Annotated in this window: 10 protein-coding genes and 1 other RNA gene; 2 read left to right on the forward strand and 9 right to left on the reverse strand. The window is 66.6% G+C overall.

Annotated features, from left to right (window positions below):
• Window positions 1–54: 54 nt before the first annotated feature.
• Together gspD and Sj15T_RS08245 are read right to left on the reverse strand one after the other, a co-directional pair.
• The gene (gene gspD / locus Sj15T_RS08240) at window positions 55–2,235 is read right to left on the reverse strand and encodes a type II secretion system secretin GspD (RefSeq protein WP_013040586.1); all 2,181 of its coding nucleotides are present in this window, start codon (window positions 2,233–2,235) and stop codon (window positions 55–57) included.
• Complete coding sequence (locus tag Sj15T_RS08245) at window positions 2,232–3,050, reverse strand: type II secretion system protein N (RefSeq protein WP_013040587.1); 819 nt, start codon at window positions 3,048–3,050, stop codon at window positions 2,232–2,234. Before Sj15T_RS08245 ends, gspD begins: the two co-directional genes overlap by 4 nt.
• Before the next feature lie 80 nt (window positions 3,051–3,130).
• On the opposite strand from Sj15T_RS08245, the gene Sj15T_RS08250 reads away from it, so the two are divergent.
• On the forward strand, window positions 3,131–3,868 hold the full coding sequence (locus Sj15T_RS08250; RefSeq protein WP_013040588.1) for a 2OG-Fe(II) oxygenase: 738 nt from the start codon (window positions 3,131–3,133) through the stop codon (window positions 3,866–3,868).
• Window positions 3,869–4,072: 204 nt separating this feature from the next.
• Here Sj15T_RS08250 and Sj15T_RS08255 read toward each other — a convergent pair whose 3' ends face one another.
• From Sj15T_RS08255 to ssrA, 4 genes are all read right to left on the reverse strand, one after another.
• Window positions 4,073–6,757, reverse strand: coding sequence for a TonB-dependent receptor (locus Sj15T_RS08255; RefSeq protein ID WP_025772674.1), 2,685 nt, complete (start codon window positions 6,755–6,757; stop codon window positions 4,073–4,075).
• Between the two features lie 89 nt (window positions 6,758–6,846).
• The gene (locus tag Sj15T_RS08260) at window positions 6,847–8,436 is read right to left on the reverse strand and encodes a hypothetical protein (RefSeq protein WP_007688430.1); all 1,590 of its coding nucleotides are present in this window, start codon (window positions 8,434–8,436) and stop codon (window positions 6,847–6,849) included.
• Window positions 8,437–8,710: 274 nt separating this feature from the next.
• Window positions 8,711–9,094, reverse strand: coding sequence for a hypothetical protein (locus Sj15T_RS08265; protein WP_007688431.1), 384 nt, complete (start codon window positions 9,092–9,094; stop codon window positions 8,711–8,713).
• 295 nt (window positions 9,095–9,389) lie between these two features.
• Window positions 9,390–9,737: a transfer-messenger RNA gene (gene ssrA / locus Sj15T_RS08270) on the reverse strand.
• A 23-nt stretch (window positions 9,738–9,760) separates the two neighbouring features.
• On the opposite strand from ssrA, the gene Sj15T_RS08275 reads away from it, so the two are divergent.
• Window positions 9,761–10,513 (forward strand): NRDE family protein, encoded by a 753-nt coding sequence (locus Sj15T_RS08275; RefSeq protein WP_013040590.1) that lies wholly within the window; start codon window positions 9,761–9,763, stop codon window positions 10,511–10,513.
• Window positions 10,514–10,552: 39 nt separating this feature from the next.
• Here Sj15T_RS08275 and Sj15T_RS08280 read toward each other — a convergent pair whose 3' ends face one another.
• From Sj15T_RS08280 to Sj15T_RS08290, 3 genes are all read right to left on the reverse strand, one after another.
• Window positions 10,553–11,773, reverse strand: coding sequence for an MBL fold metallo-hydrolase (locus Sj15T_RS08280; RefSeq protein ID WP_013040591.1), 1,221 nt, complete (start codon window positions 11,771–11,773; stop codon window positions 10,553–10,555).
• 112 nt (window positions 11,774–11,885) lie between these two features.
• Window positions 11,886–13,268 carry a HAMP domain-containing sensor histidine kinase gene (locus Sj15T_RS08285; RefSeq protein ID WP_013040592.1) on the reverse strand — a complete coding sequence of 461 codons (1,383 nt, stop codon included), beginning with the start codon at window positions 13,266–13,268 and terminating at the stop codon, window positions 11,886–11,888.
• Entirely contained in the window at window positions 13,268–14,362 is a 1,095-nt protein-coding gene (locus tag Sj15T_RS08290) for a DUF2336 domain-containing protein (RefSeq protein WP_013040593.1), read from the reverse strand. Before Sj15T_RS08290 ends, Sj15T_RS08285 begins: the two co-directional genes overlap by 1 nt.
• Between the last annotated feature and the right edge of the window lie 20 nt (window positions 14,363–14,382).

Consider the following 14,382-nt stretch of genomic DNA (forward strand, 5'->3'; position numbering starts at 1 on the left):
GCGCTTTCCCACCCTGGACTCCTGCCTGCGCAGGAGCACGTTGCTGCTCGTCGTTCACGGCTTTGCCTCACTTGGCGGAACGGGCCGCACCACGCCGCTCGACTGGCGGGCGGTCGGTTCGATGATCTCGGCGGGCGGCCGCGCCACGGCGTCGCCGGGCTGCGGCGCTGCGGCCGGAGGAGCCGCGCCCATATAGTCGCGCACCAGTTCGTCGATGCTCGGCTCCTGTTCCGGATTGCGCAGCAACTGCATGCCGCGAATATAGCCGTAGCGCTGCTGCGTCAGTTTCTGCGCATCCTCCTTGGACCGCAGGATGGTGGGGCGGATGAAGACCATCAGGTTCGTCTTGGTCCGGCTCTTGCTGCGCGACTTGAACAGTTCGCCAAGGCCGGGAATGTCGGACAGCAGCGGAATGCGCTCTATCGTCTTGCGCTCATTGTCGTCCAGCAGGCCGCCCAGCGCCAATATCTCGCCATCGTCGACCGTCACGGTCGTCTCGATCTCGCGCTTGTTGATGATGAGGTCGCTGTTGTTGTTCGACACCGGCCCGGCGACGCTGGACACTTCCTGCTTCAGGAACAGCTTGATCGCGCCGCCGGTGTTGATCTGGGGCTTCACCTCCAGCTTGATGCCGACATCCTGCCGCTGCACAGTGCGGAACTGGTTGTCGAAATTCTGGCTCAGCGCCTCGCCCGTCGTCACCGGCACCTGCTGGCCGACCAGTATCGACGCCTTCTGGTTATCCAGCGTCATGACGGAGGGGGTGGAGAGGATGTTGCTGTCGGTATCGGATTTGACGGCATTGATGATCGCGCCGAAAATCCCGTTCCGCCCCAGCGACGTCGCCACCCCGCCGAAGCCGCCGGTCGCGTTCATCAGGCTGTCGACCGCCGCCTGCTGCAGCGTATTAGCAAGGTCGCCATTTTCCCGCGTCCTCGTCTCCGTTCGGGTGCCGTCCGGCGCCACGACGGTCGTCGTCGTCTCGCCCAGCCGATCGGCGGCGATCGCGCCTGCCAACGTCAAGATATTGGGCGAAGCATTGGAATAATTGGTCGCGGCAAAGCCCGTCTTGGTGCTGCCGATCAGGAATTGCACGCCCAGCTTCTTGGCGGCGGCGTCGCTGATCTCGACGATGATCGCCTCCACCAGCACCTGTTCGCGCCGCGTGTCGATCTGGCGGATCGTCTCGCCCAGCATCCGCTGCACGTCGCTGTTCGCCGCGACGATGATCGCATTGGCGCCTTCATAGCGGGTGACGATGGCAGGCCCGCGGGACGAAATCCCGTTGCCGCCCGAACCGCCCGACCCCGCCACCACGGTCGAGGCGGCGGCAGGCGCGGCGGAGGGCGGGGTTCCGGCGGCCGGGGTTGAAGCGGTCACGGGCGAAGCGGTCGCCTGGCCCACCAGTTGCTGCAACACCGGCAGCAGCTTTTCGGCATCGGCATGTTCCAGCCAGTAGACGCGGATTTCGGTCCCGCTGGCCGCCTGCCGGTCCAGGTCGCGCGCCATCTGCGCCAGCCGCGCCACCGTTCCGGCGTCACCCCGGATCGCGACGGCGTTGCTGCTGTCGATCGGCACGACGGTCGCGGGCTTCGCCGCCCCTTCCCCGCCCGTCGTCACCAGCGCCTGCAGGGACGTCGCGATCTCCCGCGCCCCGGCATTTTTCAGCACGACCGTGGTGGTCGAGGCCGTATCCCGGTCGATCCGCGCGATCACCTGCCGGATGCGCCCGATATTGTCGGCATAGTCGGCCACGACCACGCTGTTGCCCGCCCGGTTCGCCGTCACCGAACCATCCTTGCTGACCAGCGGCCGCAGCGTTTCCAGCGCGCTCGCCGCGTCGATGGAGCGCAGGCGGAACACCTCCGTCACGAACTGGTTGCGATTGGCCGCCCGGCCCACGGCGCTGGGCTGGCCCGCCGCGCCGTCCGCCGGCTGGATGCGATAGGCGCCGCCCGGCGCCGGCACCGCCACCAGTCCGTTCGCCCGCAGGGTCGACAGGAAAATCTCGAAATATTCGGACCGCGACAGGGGCCGGTCGGTCACGACGGAAACCTTCCCCGACACGCGATTGTCGATGATGAAGGTCCGCCCCGTCACTCGCGCCGCGTCCTGGATGAAGGCGCGGATGTCGGCGTCGCGCACGTTCAGCGTCTGCTGCGCCATGACCGGCGATGCGATGGGAGCCGCCAGCGCGAGGGCCATGGCGGCGGAAAGAAGCGGTTTTCTGGTCATTGGCCTTGCAGTGTCAGATTGACGGAGGATGTGGCCGCGCCGCGTTCCACCATCAGGGAAATGCGCGCGCCGGGCATGATCCTGCCCTGCAGCGCCTGAAGATCGCTCAGCGATCCTATGGGCTGGCCATCGACCTGGGTGATGACGTCGCCGGGCTGGAAGCCGGCCTGCTGGAAGCCCGGTCCCCTGGCCGTCAGGATCAGGCCGGTGACGCGCCCGTTCTGCATCCGGGGGGTGAAGCCGACGTCGCGCTTCAGCATGTCCGCGCTGGGATTGTCCATCCCCGCCACCGGCGGCGGCGGAGGCGAACCTTCCGGCGCGACGACGGGCGCGGGCTGCGACTGGTCGAGGAAAACCTGCTCCTCCGCCCCGCCCCGGTCGATGGTGATATGGTCGAAGGCGACCGCCTTCAGCACCACGCCAGGCATGATCTCCTCCCCCACGGCAAAGCTGTTCTGCACCCCGTCCGGTCCCGCCACGATGGCCGAGCCCAGTCCCGACCCTTCGTTCAGCCGGATGCCGTAGACCGTCAGCGCCAGGGAGGTCACGACGCCGCCGCCCGCCTGTTGCGGGCCGCCGCGATAAAAGGGGTCGAAGCGGGAAAACAGGGCCTGCCGCTCCGCGACGGAGAGGAAGCGGGCCTGCCGCCCTTCCCAGGGGCCGAAACTGCCGACGGGCGTCAGCACCGCCCAGACCAGCGCCGCGCACAGCAGCGCCAGCAGGCCCAGAAACAGCTTCTCGACCGCCGCCAGCCAGTCGACGGGCCGCAGCCGCCCGCCCATGTTCCGGATATTCTCGCTGAAAGCCACACGCATGCGCGTCGTTCATCCCCCTCGATATCGGCGCCTGCTATAAAATCGGTTTTACCACCGGATGACACTATTGTGACGCTTTGATGACAATCGCAACGACCGAAGCGACGGCGCTTGCATTTCGCGCGGCCAGCGATAGCAAAAGGCTTGATTTCCGCTTCCTGGACCCGCCGATGGCAGACAGCCTTCCCCCCTTCGCCGCCGACGCCGATCCCGCCTGGATCGCGTCCCACCCCCGCGTCCAGCGCGTGCCCAGCCGCGACCTTACCCTGTTCATCCAGCGCCATTTCCTCTCGGCGGAGGAATGCGCCGGCCTGGTCGAACGGATCGACGCCCACCGCCGCCCCTCCACCATCGCGGACGCGAATGGCGACGGATATTTCCGCACCAGCGAGACATGCGACCTGGATGCTTCCGACCCGTTCGTCGCGGGGATCGACGCGAAGCTCGCCGCCTTTGTCGGCATCGACCCCGCCCATGGCGAGCCCATTCAGGGGCAGCGCTATGCGCTCGGCCAGGAATTCAAGGCGCATACCGACTATTTCGAACCCGGGGGCATCGATTTCGAACGCTTCTGCGCGGTTTCCGGCAACCGCACCTGGACGCTGATGGTCTACCTGAACGAACCGGCGGCGGGCGGCGCGACCCGCTTCGTCAAGATCGGCAAGACGGTGCAGCCCGAAACCGGCAAGCTGCTGGCATGGAACAACCGGCTGGGGCCGGGCGCCTGTAATCCCGCCAGCATCCACCACGGCATGAAGGTGCGCGGCGGGGTCAAGCATGTCATCACCAAATGGTATCGCGAGCGCCCCTGGGCGTGATCGGGCGTGGGGCGCGAATGACCCTTGGCGCCATCAGGCGCGCCGTGCTCCTGCCTGCGCAGGGGCACGGCGCGCCCTTGGAGCGATTTCCAAGCGATCGAAACTGATCGCTGGTTAAGAAATCGCGGAAAACCAAAATCCAGAGCGGCCATCTGATTCAACCAGATCGAAACCCGCTCCAGGAGAAGGCGGCGGCCGGCAGGTTCAGAAGGCGACGGTCAGCGACGCGGCCAGGGTCGTGCCGATCTTGTATCGGTTGTAGAACAGCTTGGCGCCGTCCAATTGCTGGAACTCCTGGAATTTCCGGCCGGTGATGTTGCGCGCCTCGAACTTGAACTCGCTGTTGATGCCGCCCGGCAGCTTCACCGCCTGGCGCGCCACGAAGTCCAGCGTCAGGCCCGGCTTTTCCCTGATGTCGGGCTGAAGGTTCGGACCACGGCTGGTCACGCGGGGACTGGCGTAGGTGAGCAGCAGGGTCTGCTGCGACAGCTTGTCGGTATCCTCCAGCCCGACCTGGACGTTCACCAGATGGTCGGACTGGCCGGTCAGCGGCACGCCGTCCTGGAAATAGTCCGACGCCGCGGGCAGCGGCCCGGCGGTGTAGCTGTAGGGGACGGTCGTGTCGCCTTCGCCGACCTTCAGCTTCGACCTGGTATAGGTGTAGTTGCCGATCAGCACCAGGCGCCGGCTCTGGAAGAAGGCCGCGTCGGACAGGCTGTCGAGCGGCAGATATTTCTGCGCCTCGACCTCCGCGCCGTAGAGCGTCGCTTCCGGCGCGTTGGCGAAGCTGGTCGTCACGTCATATTTGTCGTTGATGGTGGTGTAGGTTTCGATCGGGTTGTCGATCTTCTTCCAGAAACCCGCCAGCGTCAGCCGTTCGTCGCGGCCCATATACCATTCGGCCCGCGCTTCCGCATTCCACAATTCGCTGTCCTGCAGGAACGGGTTGCCGCGGTAGAAGCGGTTGGATTCCGTGTCGATATAGGGCTGCGCGATCAGTTCGCGGAACTGCGGGCGGGCGATGGTCTTCGACCCGCTGATGCGGAACTGAAGCCCCTTGGACGCCTCGAACGTCAGCGTCGCGGCCGGCAGCCAATAGCTTTCGTCGATCCTGTTAACCGGGGTCAGCCCGGTGTTGTAGACATCGACGCCCGTGACCGACTGCCGGCCCTTTTCATGGCGCACGCCCGCATCGATGGTCAGGCCCGGCGCCAGTTCCGCCTTCACCTGACCATAGCCCGCATGGACGCGCAGCGCGGCGTCATAGACCGGATAGTTGCCGGAAAAGTCCAGCAGCGTCATGTCGTAAAGCTGGATGGCGGCATCCGACAACAGATAGTCGGGCCGCATCTGCTGCGCGTCGATCGGCAGGTTGGTCGCATCGAAATGCAGTTCATAGCGCGACGACGTGCGCTTCGTGTCGCTGAACGCATAGCCTGTCGTCAGCGTCAGGGCGGGCGAGAATTTGTAGCTGAGGTCGGCGCCCGCCGACCACAGATCCTCGTTCAGGTCGCTGAAGGTGATCGACGCGTCGCCGCGCTGGCGGTTGAGCGCGTTGATGAAGCGATCCCCCACCGGATCGGCGGCAAGGTCGCGATTGGTGCGCACATATTCGAACTCGCGCTCATAGGGCGCCTCGCGCTGAGAATTGGCGTAGCCGCCGCGCAGATCCAGGCTGAGCGCGTCGGCCAGCCTGAACTCGCCCACCAGTTGCGTGTCGATCAACTGCCGTTCGTACCAGGCGGTGTTCTGCTTCATATAGTCCGCGCCCTCGATCTCGCCATTGTTCCGCCCGAGCGACAGGGCGCCGCGCTTCAGCGTGTCGCGGATGAAGACGTTGGTCCAGCGGATCTTCTGCTCCCCCAGTTCCAGCCCGGCCCCGAACAACGCGTTGACGGTGACCTCATTGTCCGTGCTGACCTGCGTCCCCGTCTTGCCCGGCGCCTGGCTGAGGTCGGTCGACGCCTGCTGGAGCGAAGCGCGCGTGCGCCATTTGTTGCTGTAGGACGCGGTCAGCAACAGCCCCAGGCGCCCGTCGCTTCCAACGTCGAAGGCGGTGCCGCCGTTCAGCGATCCGGAAAAGTTGAACGGCAGGCTGTTGGTCCGCTGCAGCACCGATGTCTTGGCGTTCAGGAACTGCATCGAGATCGCCTGCAGGCCGCCCCGCGGAATGTTGGAGAAGGGAACGCCGCCCTTGAACGCCTGCGCCAGCAGCGGCGGGACGTCGCGCGAACCGTCGTCGAAACCCGTCCAGTCCGACTTGCTGCCATAATAGGTGTAGCCCAGCTGGCCGGACGTCTCCGTATTGGCCGAGCTGCCGACGCTCAGTTCCAGGTAGCTTTCCGCCGGAATCGCCTTGGTCGTGAGGTTGATCACGCCGCCGCCGAATTCGCCGGGGAAATTGGCCGAATAGCTTTTCTGCACCAGCGTCGAGGCGATCACGCTGGTCGGGAAGATGTCGAGCGGCACGACGCGCTTCAACGGTTCGGGGCTGGGCAGCGGCGAACCGTTCAGCAAGGCCAGCGAATAGCGGTCGCCAAGGCCGCGCACATAGACATAGCCGCCGGACACGACCGAAAGGCCGGTCACGCGCTGGAGCGAACCGGCGATGTCGCCCTCGCCCGTGCGCTTGATGTCGGCGGCGGACAACACGTTCACCACCTGCGGCGCGGCCTGGGACACATTGCTGTTGCGGCGGCCGGTGACGATGATGTCGGAACCGGGGATGGACACGTCGACCCGCCCGGCCTGGGCGTCGGCTTCCTCCGATTGCGTCGGGGTGCCGGAGGTGACGGGCGGCGTGGGCGCGGCGTTCTGGGCCATGGCCGCAGGCGCGACCAGCGCGGTGGAAATCAGGAGCAGGCGCGCCATGTTCAGCGGCTGTGACATGAAAATGTCCCCCAAAAGAAATTCAGTGCAAAGAAGGCGGGGAAGCGCCGGATGCACGCTTCCCCGCCCCTGTTGAGGTCAGGAACCGATCAGGTGGTCGGGATGGCCGTGCAGTTCTTGCTGCTGCTGCCGAAGCTCGCCGTCACCGAGTTGCAGGTCCAGCCGGCATACCAACTGTCGTTGCTGTCCTTCACCGCGCCGACATAGTTGGTGGTGGTGAAGGCGCTGTCGACCGTCTTGGGGTCGATCGCGGTGCGGGCGGTTTCAGTCGCGCCGTTGACGAACAGGCTGGTCAGCGACGGCGTGTAGGTGAACGTGCTGTTCGGGTCGGTCGTGAAGATCGACTGGACCAGCGCCACGTCAGCGCCGCCGGTGCCCTTGAACGGGGTGGCGTTGCACTGCATGACCACCGACAGGTAGCGCGGCTTGCCCGCGTCCTGCAGCGCCGGGTCGGCATCGCGCACGGTCGACGCGCTGTTGATGCGCAGGCAGCTCTGGTCGGGGCTGACGATGATGCCGTTCACCATGGCAAGGTCGGCGCCGCCGCGCAGCATCATGGTCGCGCCGTCATCGCCGGTGTTCGACCGCTGGATATGGGTGAAGTTCGCCACCTTCAGATATTGGCGGGGCAGCGCGTCCTCGCTGGCATTGCTGTTCGTGGTCGAACCATTGGAGTCCGTCTCGGTGAAGGTGTCGCCGATATTGGCGTTGGCGCGCTGGACGGAGATGATGAACTGGGCCGTGCCGCGGAAGCCCACGTCGGTATCCAGATTGTCGTCCTCATTGCCGGTCAGCACCAGATATTTCATGTGCGTCGAACCGCCGAACACCTCGATGCCGTCGTCCGAGCTGTTATGAACCTGGATATGGTCGATCTGCGTGCCGGTGCCCACGCCCGAGGGAGTCAGGCCCTGCAGCTCCTTGCCGTTCGACAGCACGAAGCCCGAATAGCGGATCTGGACATAGCTCAACCGGCCGGAACTGTCGGCATCGTCCGCGCCGCCGTAAATGGCGTTGCTGGCGCCTTCGGTGTCGCGCGTGCAGGCGGTGGTGCCCGGCGCGGCGGCCGGCGCGTCGCAATCGGTGATCTTCGCCCGGCCGAGCAGCACGATGCCGCCCCACTGCCCGGATGACTGGTCGTTGGCGGCGCCGGTCACATTCTCGCGGCTGGTGAAGACGATGGGGCTTGTCGCGGTGCCCACCGCATTGATCTTATTGCCGCGATTCACCGCCAGATAGGCGTTGCCGGTGCTGGCGAAGACCACCACGCCCGGATCGATCGACAGGGTGACGTTGGTGCCGGTGCTCGCGGCGCCCTGATCGGTGCCGACGTCCACGCGGCCCGGCAGGGAATAGATGACGCCCGCGGCCTTGGCGATCGCGGTGGTGCTGTTGAACCGCGCGGGAAAGCCGCAGTTCCGCCAGGTGTTGCTGCCGTCGGTGATGGTGCCAAGGTCGGTCAACTGGTCGGAACCCGCAATCGTCGGGCAGCTCGAAGCCGGCGTCACCGCCGTCGGCGTCGGCGTGGGAGTCGGCGTGGGCGTGGGGCTGGGCGTGGGGGTGGGCAGCACGATGGTGCCTTCGCCGGGCGAAGCGATGTCGTCCGCGCCGCATGCGCCGAGCGCCGCGCAGGCGCAGCCTGCCATCAGGATGGTTTGCAGTCGGTTGAACTTGGCCATGTCGTCTCCGCTTCCGGCTTTGCCGGCATGTGATGGAATGCGGAGCGCCAAGGGGAACTAGAATCGGACAACGCCCCCTGTCGCCCTCCGAGGCGGCAGCTAGGCTCGTCAGATGACAGGCTTATTTTGATTCCGTGACGAAACGGCGTCTTTGAGATGACAGTTTGAAGACTATTCTTTCATTCGCGTGACGGCGAACGCGGCAGGGGCGCCGTCCGGTAGCGGACGACGCCCCCTCTCCCTGCACCCAGGGCTTCCGCCTGACGCCTTTTTTTCAGCGCATGGCGTATTGCGCGTTCAGCCGGCCGAGAGCGCGGCGGGCGATGTCCCGCGACGACGCCTCGTTGCCGTCCGCCGTCACCAGGGGAGTGTCCGGCGCGAACCGGGCGGCCTTGTAGGCCGCATGGGCAGCATCGATGCGGCCCATGCCGGCATAGGCATTACCCAGGTTGATGAGACGGGCCGGATCGTTCGCCGCATCGGGACGGACCGCTTCCAGGCGGCGGGCGGCGCGGCCGTAATCCCCCGCGACCAGCGCGCCGGCGGCGAGACGGCCGTCGGGCACGCCGACCACGACCACCTCCTCCGTCGCCGCGAAGGCCATGGCCGGCGCCATCGCCGCCAGCCCAAGGGCCAGAATCGCTGCCGCCTTCGCCATTCCGTTTCTCCTGAAAAAACCTTCTACAATAGCCATTAGTATTTCACTTTGATGACATGGCGACAAGGGGCCGGGAAACCTCTGGAAGGGATTTTTATCACTTTATTTTCAATGCCTTATGACTTTTTCTTCGAACTGTCATAAAAGTGTAATCGAATGAAGGGGTTACGGCCCCTTCCGATTCGCGCCAGGAGCGCACAGGGCTGAACGATCCGCGATAGGCGGCTGGCGGGGACATGGATTTTCGGGAAGAAGGGTCCGGAGGGTTCTGTTGCCCGGCCCCTCCGGAGGCCGCTGAATTCCCTTCTGTTGCCCGGTGGGTTCAACCGCGTTCTTTTTGAGTAATGTCCGGCCGTGAGGCCATCAATTACGCAGCAAGAGCAAGAGCCTCGTTATCGTTGGCACTTGTGAGTTTTGAACCTTTTTACGGCTTACTCAGGCCGGGTGAAAATATCGCTTTTCAACACACGTCGATCCTAGTTCGGCCCCGTCAAACACCCCCCTCGCGAAAGGGGATATGTGGTGGAGCCGCCGGGTACCGCCCCCGGGTCCGCTGCGCCTATTGCACGACACAATTTATCACCATAGCCGGGCGAACCCGGCACGGGCCTATATGGAGAGGCGCGGACCGTTTATCAAGCCGCCGCTGAATCGGGAGGAAAAGGCATGTGCATCATGGCGATGGCGTGGGACGCGCACCCGCACTGGCGGCTGATCCTGATCGGCAATCGCGACGAACTCCACGCCCGCCCGGCGGCGCCGCTCGCCCGGTGGGAGAATCCGGACCATCTGATCGCGGGGCGCGACCTGCTGTCCGGCGGAACCTGGCTGGGCGTGTCGGAACAGGGGCGCGCCGCGATCGTCACCAACCTGCGCGGCCATGGCGATCCCCATCCCGATCGCGCCTCTCGCGGCGCGCTGGTTACGGACCTTCTGAGCGGCCGGGAAGCGGCTCCGCCGGCGGATTTCAATCCGTTCAACCTGATCCTGGTCGAAGGGGATCGGGCGCAGTTCCTGACCAACCGCCCCGCCCCGTTGCGCACCGACCTTGCGCCCGGCCTTTACGGCCTTTCCAACGGCACGCTCGACGCGCCCTGGCCCAAGACGCTGGCCCTGAAATCCGCCCTGCTCGATTGGCTGGTCGCGGGAGCAGACGATCCGCTGACGCTGTTCGACGCTCTCCGCGCGGAAAGCCTGCCCCATGCCGGCATCGCCCCCGACGCGCCCTCTGACGTTCCGGCCGAGGCGATGGTGTCGCCCATCTTCATCCGAAATCCCGTCTATGGCACGCGATGCAGCACCATCGTCGCGGTGGACGCGCAGGGGCAAGGCGTCATCGCGGAGCGCCGCTTCGACGCGGACGGCGCGCAAACGGGGGAAAGCGGCATGGCCTTCCACTGGCCCGAAAGAGGCCGATGACGCGAAACGGCCGGCAGCGGCCATCCCGGCGGCGGCAAGCTACTCCAGTCCCGCGATCGCGCGCCGGTCGCACCGCCGCTCTCCGCGCCGCACCGGCGACAAGCCGGGCACCTGGATCGACTGCCCGACCCTGAGCGGCGCGAAGCGACGCCGTTCAATGCCCGCGCAGCGCAGATAAAGCTCCAGCATCCTGGGCGGCGTGTCCCATTTCTCATAGGAAAGGCGGAACGTCCCCCAATGGATGGGAATGGCGGTGGAAGCCTCCAGCTTCCCGAACAACCGCACCGCCTGTTCCGGTCCGACATGCGCGTCCGACTGCATCTGGCCGGGCCAGAAACGGAAGGCTCCGATGGGAATCAGCGCCAGCCTTATCGACCCCAGCCGCGCCGCTTCGTCAGGCCAGGCCATGTCGCCCGCGCCCGTGTCGCCCGCGAAGAAGATATTTCCCGCCCTCGTGCTGATGAAGAAGCTGGACCAGAGCGCCCGGCTGCGGTCCGTGCCCCAGCGGCTGCTCCAATGATGATTGCGCAGAACATGGACGCGATAATCCGGGCAATGTTCGTAATTTTCGCACTGGATCACCGTGTCGTCGCCCAGGCCGCCCAGCGCCGCGCCGCTGACCGATTGCCCCCAGTCGAGCGCGGTCGACGGTATGCCGTTCGCTTTCAGTATCGCGTCGTTGCCCAGGCTGGTGACGATCTTTGGCCGGTCCCGTTCCCAGAGCCTTTTCAGCGTGGGGATGTCCATATGGTCGTAATGATTGTGGCTGACGAGGATAAGGTCGATCTTCGGCAGGTCGTCGAAGCGCACGCCCGGCTGCGCCACCCGCTTCGGCCCCAGCGGCGGAAGGGGACTGGCATGGTCCGACCAGATCGGATCGGTGAGGATATTGAGGCCCGCCGCCTGCACCAGCACGGTCGCATGCCCGACCCAGGTGGCGACCATGCCCCGCGGCGCGGCGAAGGCGGGCGGGCGCGATGGCTTGACCGCCACCATGTCGGGCCAGGAGGGCCGGTCGTCCTGGCCCAGCAGCCAGCGGGCGATGAAGCCGCGCGGGTTGCTGCCCGGCGGCGCGGGAGAGCGGATTTCCCCGTCGGGATTGAAGAAGCGCGCGCCGTCATAATGGCGGCTGACCGGCCCCTCATAATAGATGCGGTCGAGAAAGGGCGGGACGATGGTCGCCGCCAGGCAGAGGGCGACCGTCAGGAACAGCAGCGCGACGCCCAGGCCTTTCACGATTTTCCCGACGATGCGGCCCATGCCGTCTCCTGCCCTGATGACCGGGGACGGACATAGCGCGGATCGGGCTATCGGCAAGCGCTCAGATTGGGGGCGCTTGAAAGCAAGGGGGTGATGCCCGCCGTCCCTTGCCTCAGTTCTGCAAAGCGGGAAGCAGCAGCGTGAAGCGCGCGCCGCCTTCGGGCGCGTCGTCGATGTGGATGTCGCCGCCCATGGCGCGCGCCAGCCGCCGCGAAATATAGAGGCCAAGGCCGCTGCCGCCCGCGTCGCCGCGGCCGAGCCGTTCAAACTTGTCGAAGATGCGCTCCCGGCTGTCGGCCGCTATGCCGTCGCCCTGGTCCAGCACCGCGATCCAGGCCTGGCCGCCAAGCCGGCCCGTTTCGATCCGCACCGTCGATCCTTCGGGCGCATAACGCACGGCATTGCCCACCAGGTTCATCAGTATCTGCAAGGCGCGGCGGAATTCCCCGATGGCGGGCTCCGCCTCCTCCAGCGCTGGCGCGAGGATGCCGATCCCCCGGTCCCGCGCCTTGACCAGGAACAGCCCGGCAGCGCGCCGCCCGACATCGGCCAGGTCGATCTCTTCCGCAGTCACGCTGAAATCCGGCCGGTCTATCGCCTGCAGGTCCGCCAGATCGTCGATCAGCGCCATCAGATGCCGCCCCGCCGCCGAAATGTCGCCGGCATAGCCCAGATAATCCGGCCGCAGCGGCCCTTCCAGTTGCGCGCCGATCGAATCGGCATTGGCGATGATCCGCCCCAGGGGCCGACGCAGGTAACGGTCGAGCCGTTTCCCGAATTCGGCGGGATAGAATAGCAGCGGCTCCGGCGTGGCGAGCGGCGCGGCGACGGCGCGGTCCACGGGCAGCGCCTTGCCGCGATAGCCCACCAACTGGCCCGCAAGGTCGAACATCGGAAAGCCCGACAGGATGAAACGCTGCGCCGGATCGCTGGTCAACCCGGCCACCTGGTCGCGAAAGGCGCGCCGCTGGGCAAAGCCGCGCAGGATCGCCAGGTCGCCGTCCGCATCGGCGCGCAGCTCGAAAAAGCTGGTGAAGCGGCTGCCCGGCAGGGGCGGTGCGGACGGCAAGGCGCCCTCTCCGCCCAACCCCTCCAGCACCATCTGGAAGCGCAACTGGGTGTCGATCTGCCATGTCCAGCCGTCGGACAGGGCGGCGATGTCTGTTTCCCGCCGCGCCAGATCGAGCGGCGCCGCGACTGCCTGCCGCTCATGCCAATCGATGATGGAAAGCTGCACCCGTTCGGCTTCCGGCTTGGCCCGCACCCACATGTCGATGTCGCCGCGCTCCGCCGCGGCGACGACCGGACGGGACAGGGCGATGCCCAGATGCGCCGCCAGCCGCGCCATCGCCGCCAGTTGCGGGATCGCCAGCGCGCTGCCGAGGTCTCCCCCTGCCTCCTGCTGCAAGGCGAGCACGGGCGCATCCGCGCTCAGCAGCCGGCCGTCCGCGGCGACCGTCGCCCGGATGATGGCGGGATGCGCCGGCATGTTCATCAACCGGCGATCCGCCGCAGATGATCCAACTTGGCCCGCAGCGCGGCGGGCGCGCGCAGGGCTCCCACCGCCGCATCGGCCTGCGCCACGCTCAATTCCTGATAGCGCATGGCTTCTCCGACGATGGTGGCATCGGACAAGGAGGGCCGCACCGGCCGCAGCGCCAGCAATAATTGCCGGTAATCGCTGTCCGATCCTCCCAGCGCGCGGCACAGCGCCGCAACCTGCCCCACCGGACCCATGACCAGGATGTCCGCGACCTGCGCGCTCTCCATCCGCAACCGCCGCCCGGCCAGCGCGGCGAACAGCAGGAAACGCCTGTGCTGCAGGGCGGCCGCCATTATTTCGGGCGCATCGGCGCGATCGCCCAATCGGCCAACCAGCCGGTCCGCCGCGGCGATCGGCCCCGTCGCCTCATCATGCCGGGCCAGTTGGCGCTGCGCCGCGGCCTCGACCAGCGGCACCACGGATTCCGCCTCGATCAGGCCGCTCCGCTGGACGATGGCCGCCAGGCAGGCGGCCGCTGTCCACAACAGCTCCGCGAAGAAACCGGCAGGCAGATCGGGCTGCATCGGCTGATCCTCCGCCGCCGTCAGCAGCCAGCGCCCCTCCGCCAACATCAGCGCGGCAAGCGCCTCGCCCAGCGCGGGATCGTCGGGGGGGAACAGCGAGTCCGCTTCCGATTCGCCCGAACCGCCGTCCGGCCCGCCGAACTGGCGCAGCATCAGGCTGATCCCGCCCCGCATCTGCATATGGGCGAGCAGCGCCGGTCCCAGCAGGGTCGGCTGGGCGCGCAGCGTCGACCAGCAAACGGGTTGCGGCCATTGCGCCAGGGCCGCCGCGATTTCCGGCGTTTCCTCCAGCGCCAGGCGCAATCCGATCTCCATCGCGGTCAGGCACCCGCCCAGATGGCGCCGGGTCTCCGCCGCCAGCGCGTCGTGCCGTTCCCGTCCGTCGTCGGGAAAGAAAAACGCCAGATCAATGGCATGGCCGACGGGCACGGCGGACATGCCCGCCATGACTTGCGCCATCGGCCAGCAGTCCGCCCGGGTCGGTCCGATCAGGGACGAATAGGCGCTCATGCCGGCCAGCATAATGGCACGTCGTTAAAATG

Origin of the sequence: Sphingobium sp. TA15 (genome assembly GCF_037101235.1) — a bacterium.
In the GTDB taxonomy this organism is placed as follows: Bacteria; Pseudomonadota; Alphaproteobacteria; order Sphingomonadales; family Sphingomonadaceae; genus Sphingobium; species Sphingobium indicum.

Coding starts and splice junctions, on each gene's coding strand:
- Sj15T_RS08290 (WP_013040593.1), bottom strand. CDS start 14,362: ATGCTGGCCGGCATGAGCGCCTATTCGTCCCTGATCGGACCGACCCGG.
- Sj15T_RS08260 (WP_007688430.1), bottom strand. CDS start 8,436: ATGGCCAAGTTCAACCGACTGCAAACCATCCTGATGGCAGGCTGCGCC.
- Sj15T_RS08280 (WP_013040591.1), bottom strand. CDS start 11,773: ATGGGCCGCATCGTCGGGAAAATCGTGAAAGGCCTGGGCGTCGCGCTG.
- Sj15T_RS08245 (WP_013040587.1), bottom strand. CDS start 3,050: ATGCGTGTGGCTTTCAGCGAGAATATCCGGAACATGGGCGGGCGGCTG.
- Sj15T_RS08255 (WP_025772674.1), bottom strand. CDS start 6,757: ATGTCACAGCCGCTGAACATGGCGCGCCTGCTCCTGATTTCCACCGCG.
- Sj15T_RS08250 (WP_013040588.1), top strand. CDS start 3,131: ATGACAATCGCAACGACCGAAGCGACGGCGCTTGCATTTCGCGCGGCC.
- Sj15T_RS08285 (WP_013040592.1), bottom strand. CDS start 13,268: ATGAACATGCCGGCGCATCCCGCCATCATCCGGGCGACGGTCGCCGCG.
- Sj15T_RS08275 (WP_013040590.1), top strand. CDS start 9,761: ATGTGCATCATGGCGATGGCGTGGGACGCGCACCCGCACTGGCGGCTG.
- gspD (WP_013040586.1), bottom strand. CDS start 2,235: ATGACCAGAAAACCGCTTCTTTCCGCCGCCATGGCCCTCGCGCTGGCG.
- Sj15T_RS08265 (WP_007688431.1), bottom strand. CDS start 9,094: ATGGCGAAGGCGGCAGCGATTCTGGCCCTTGGGCTGGCGGCGATGGCG.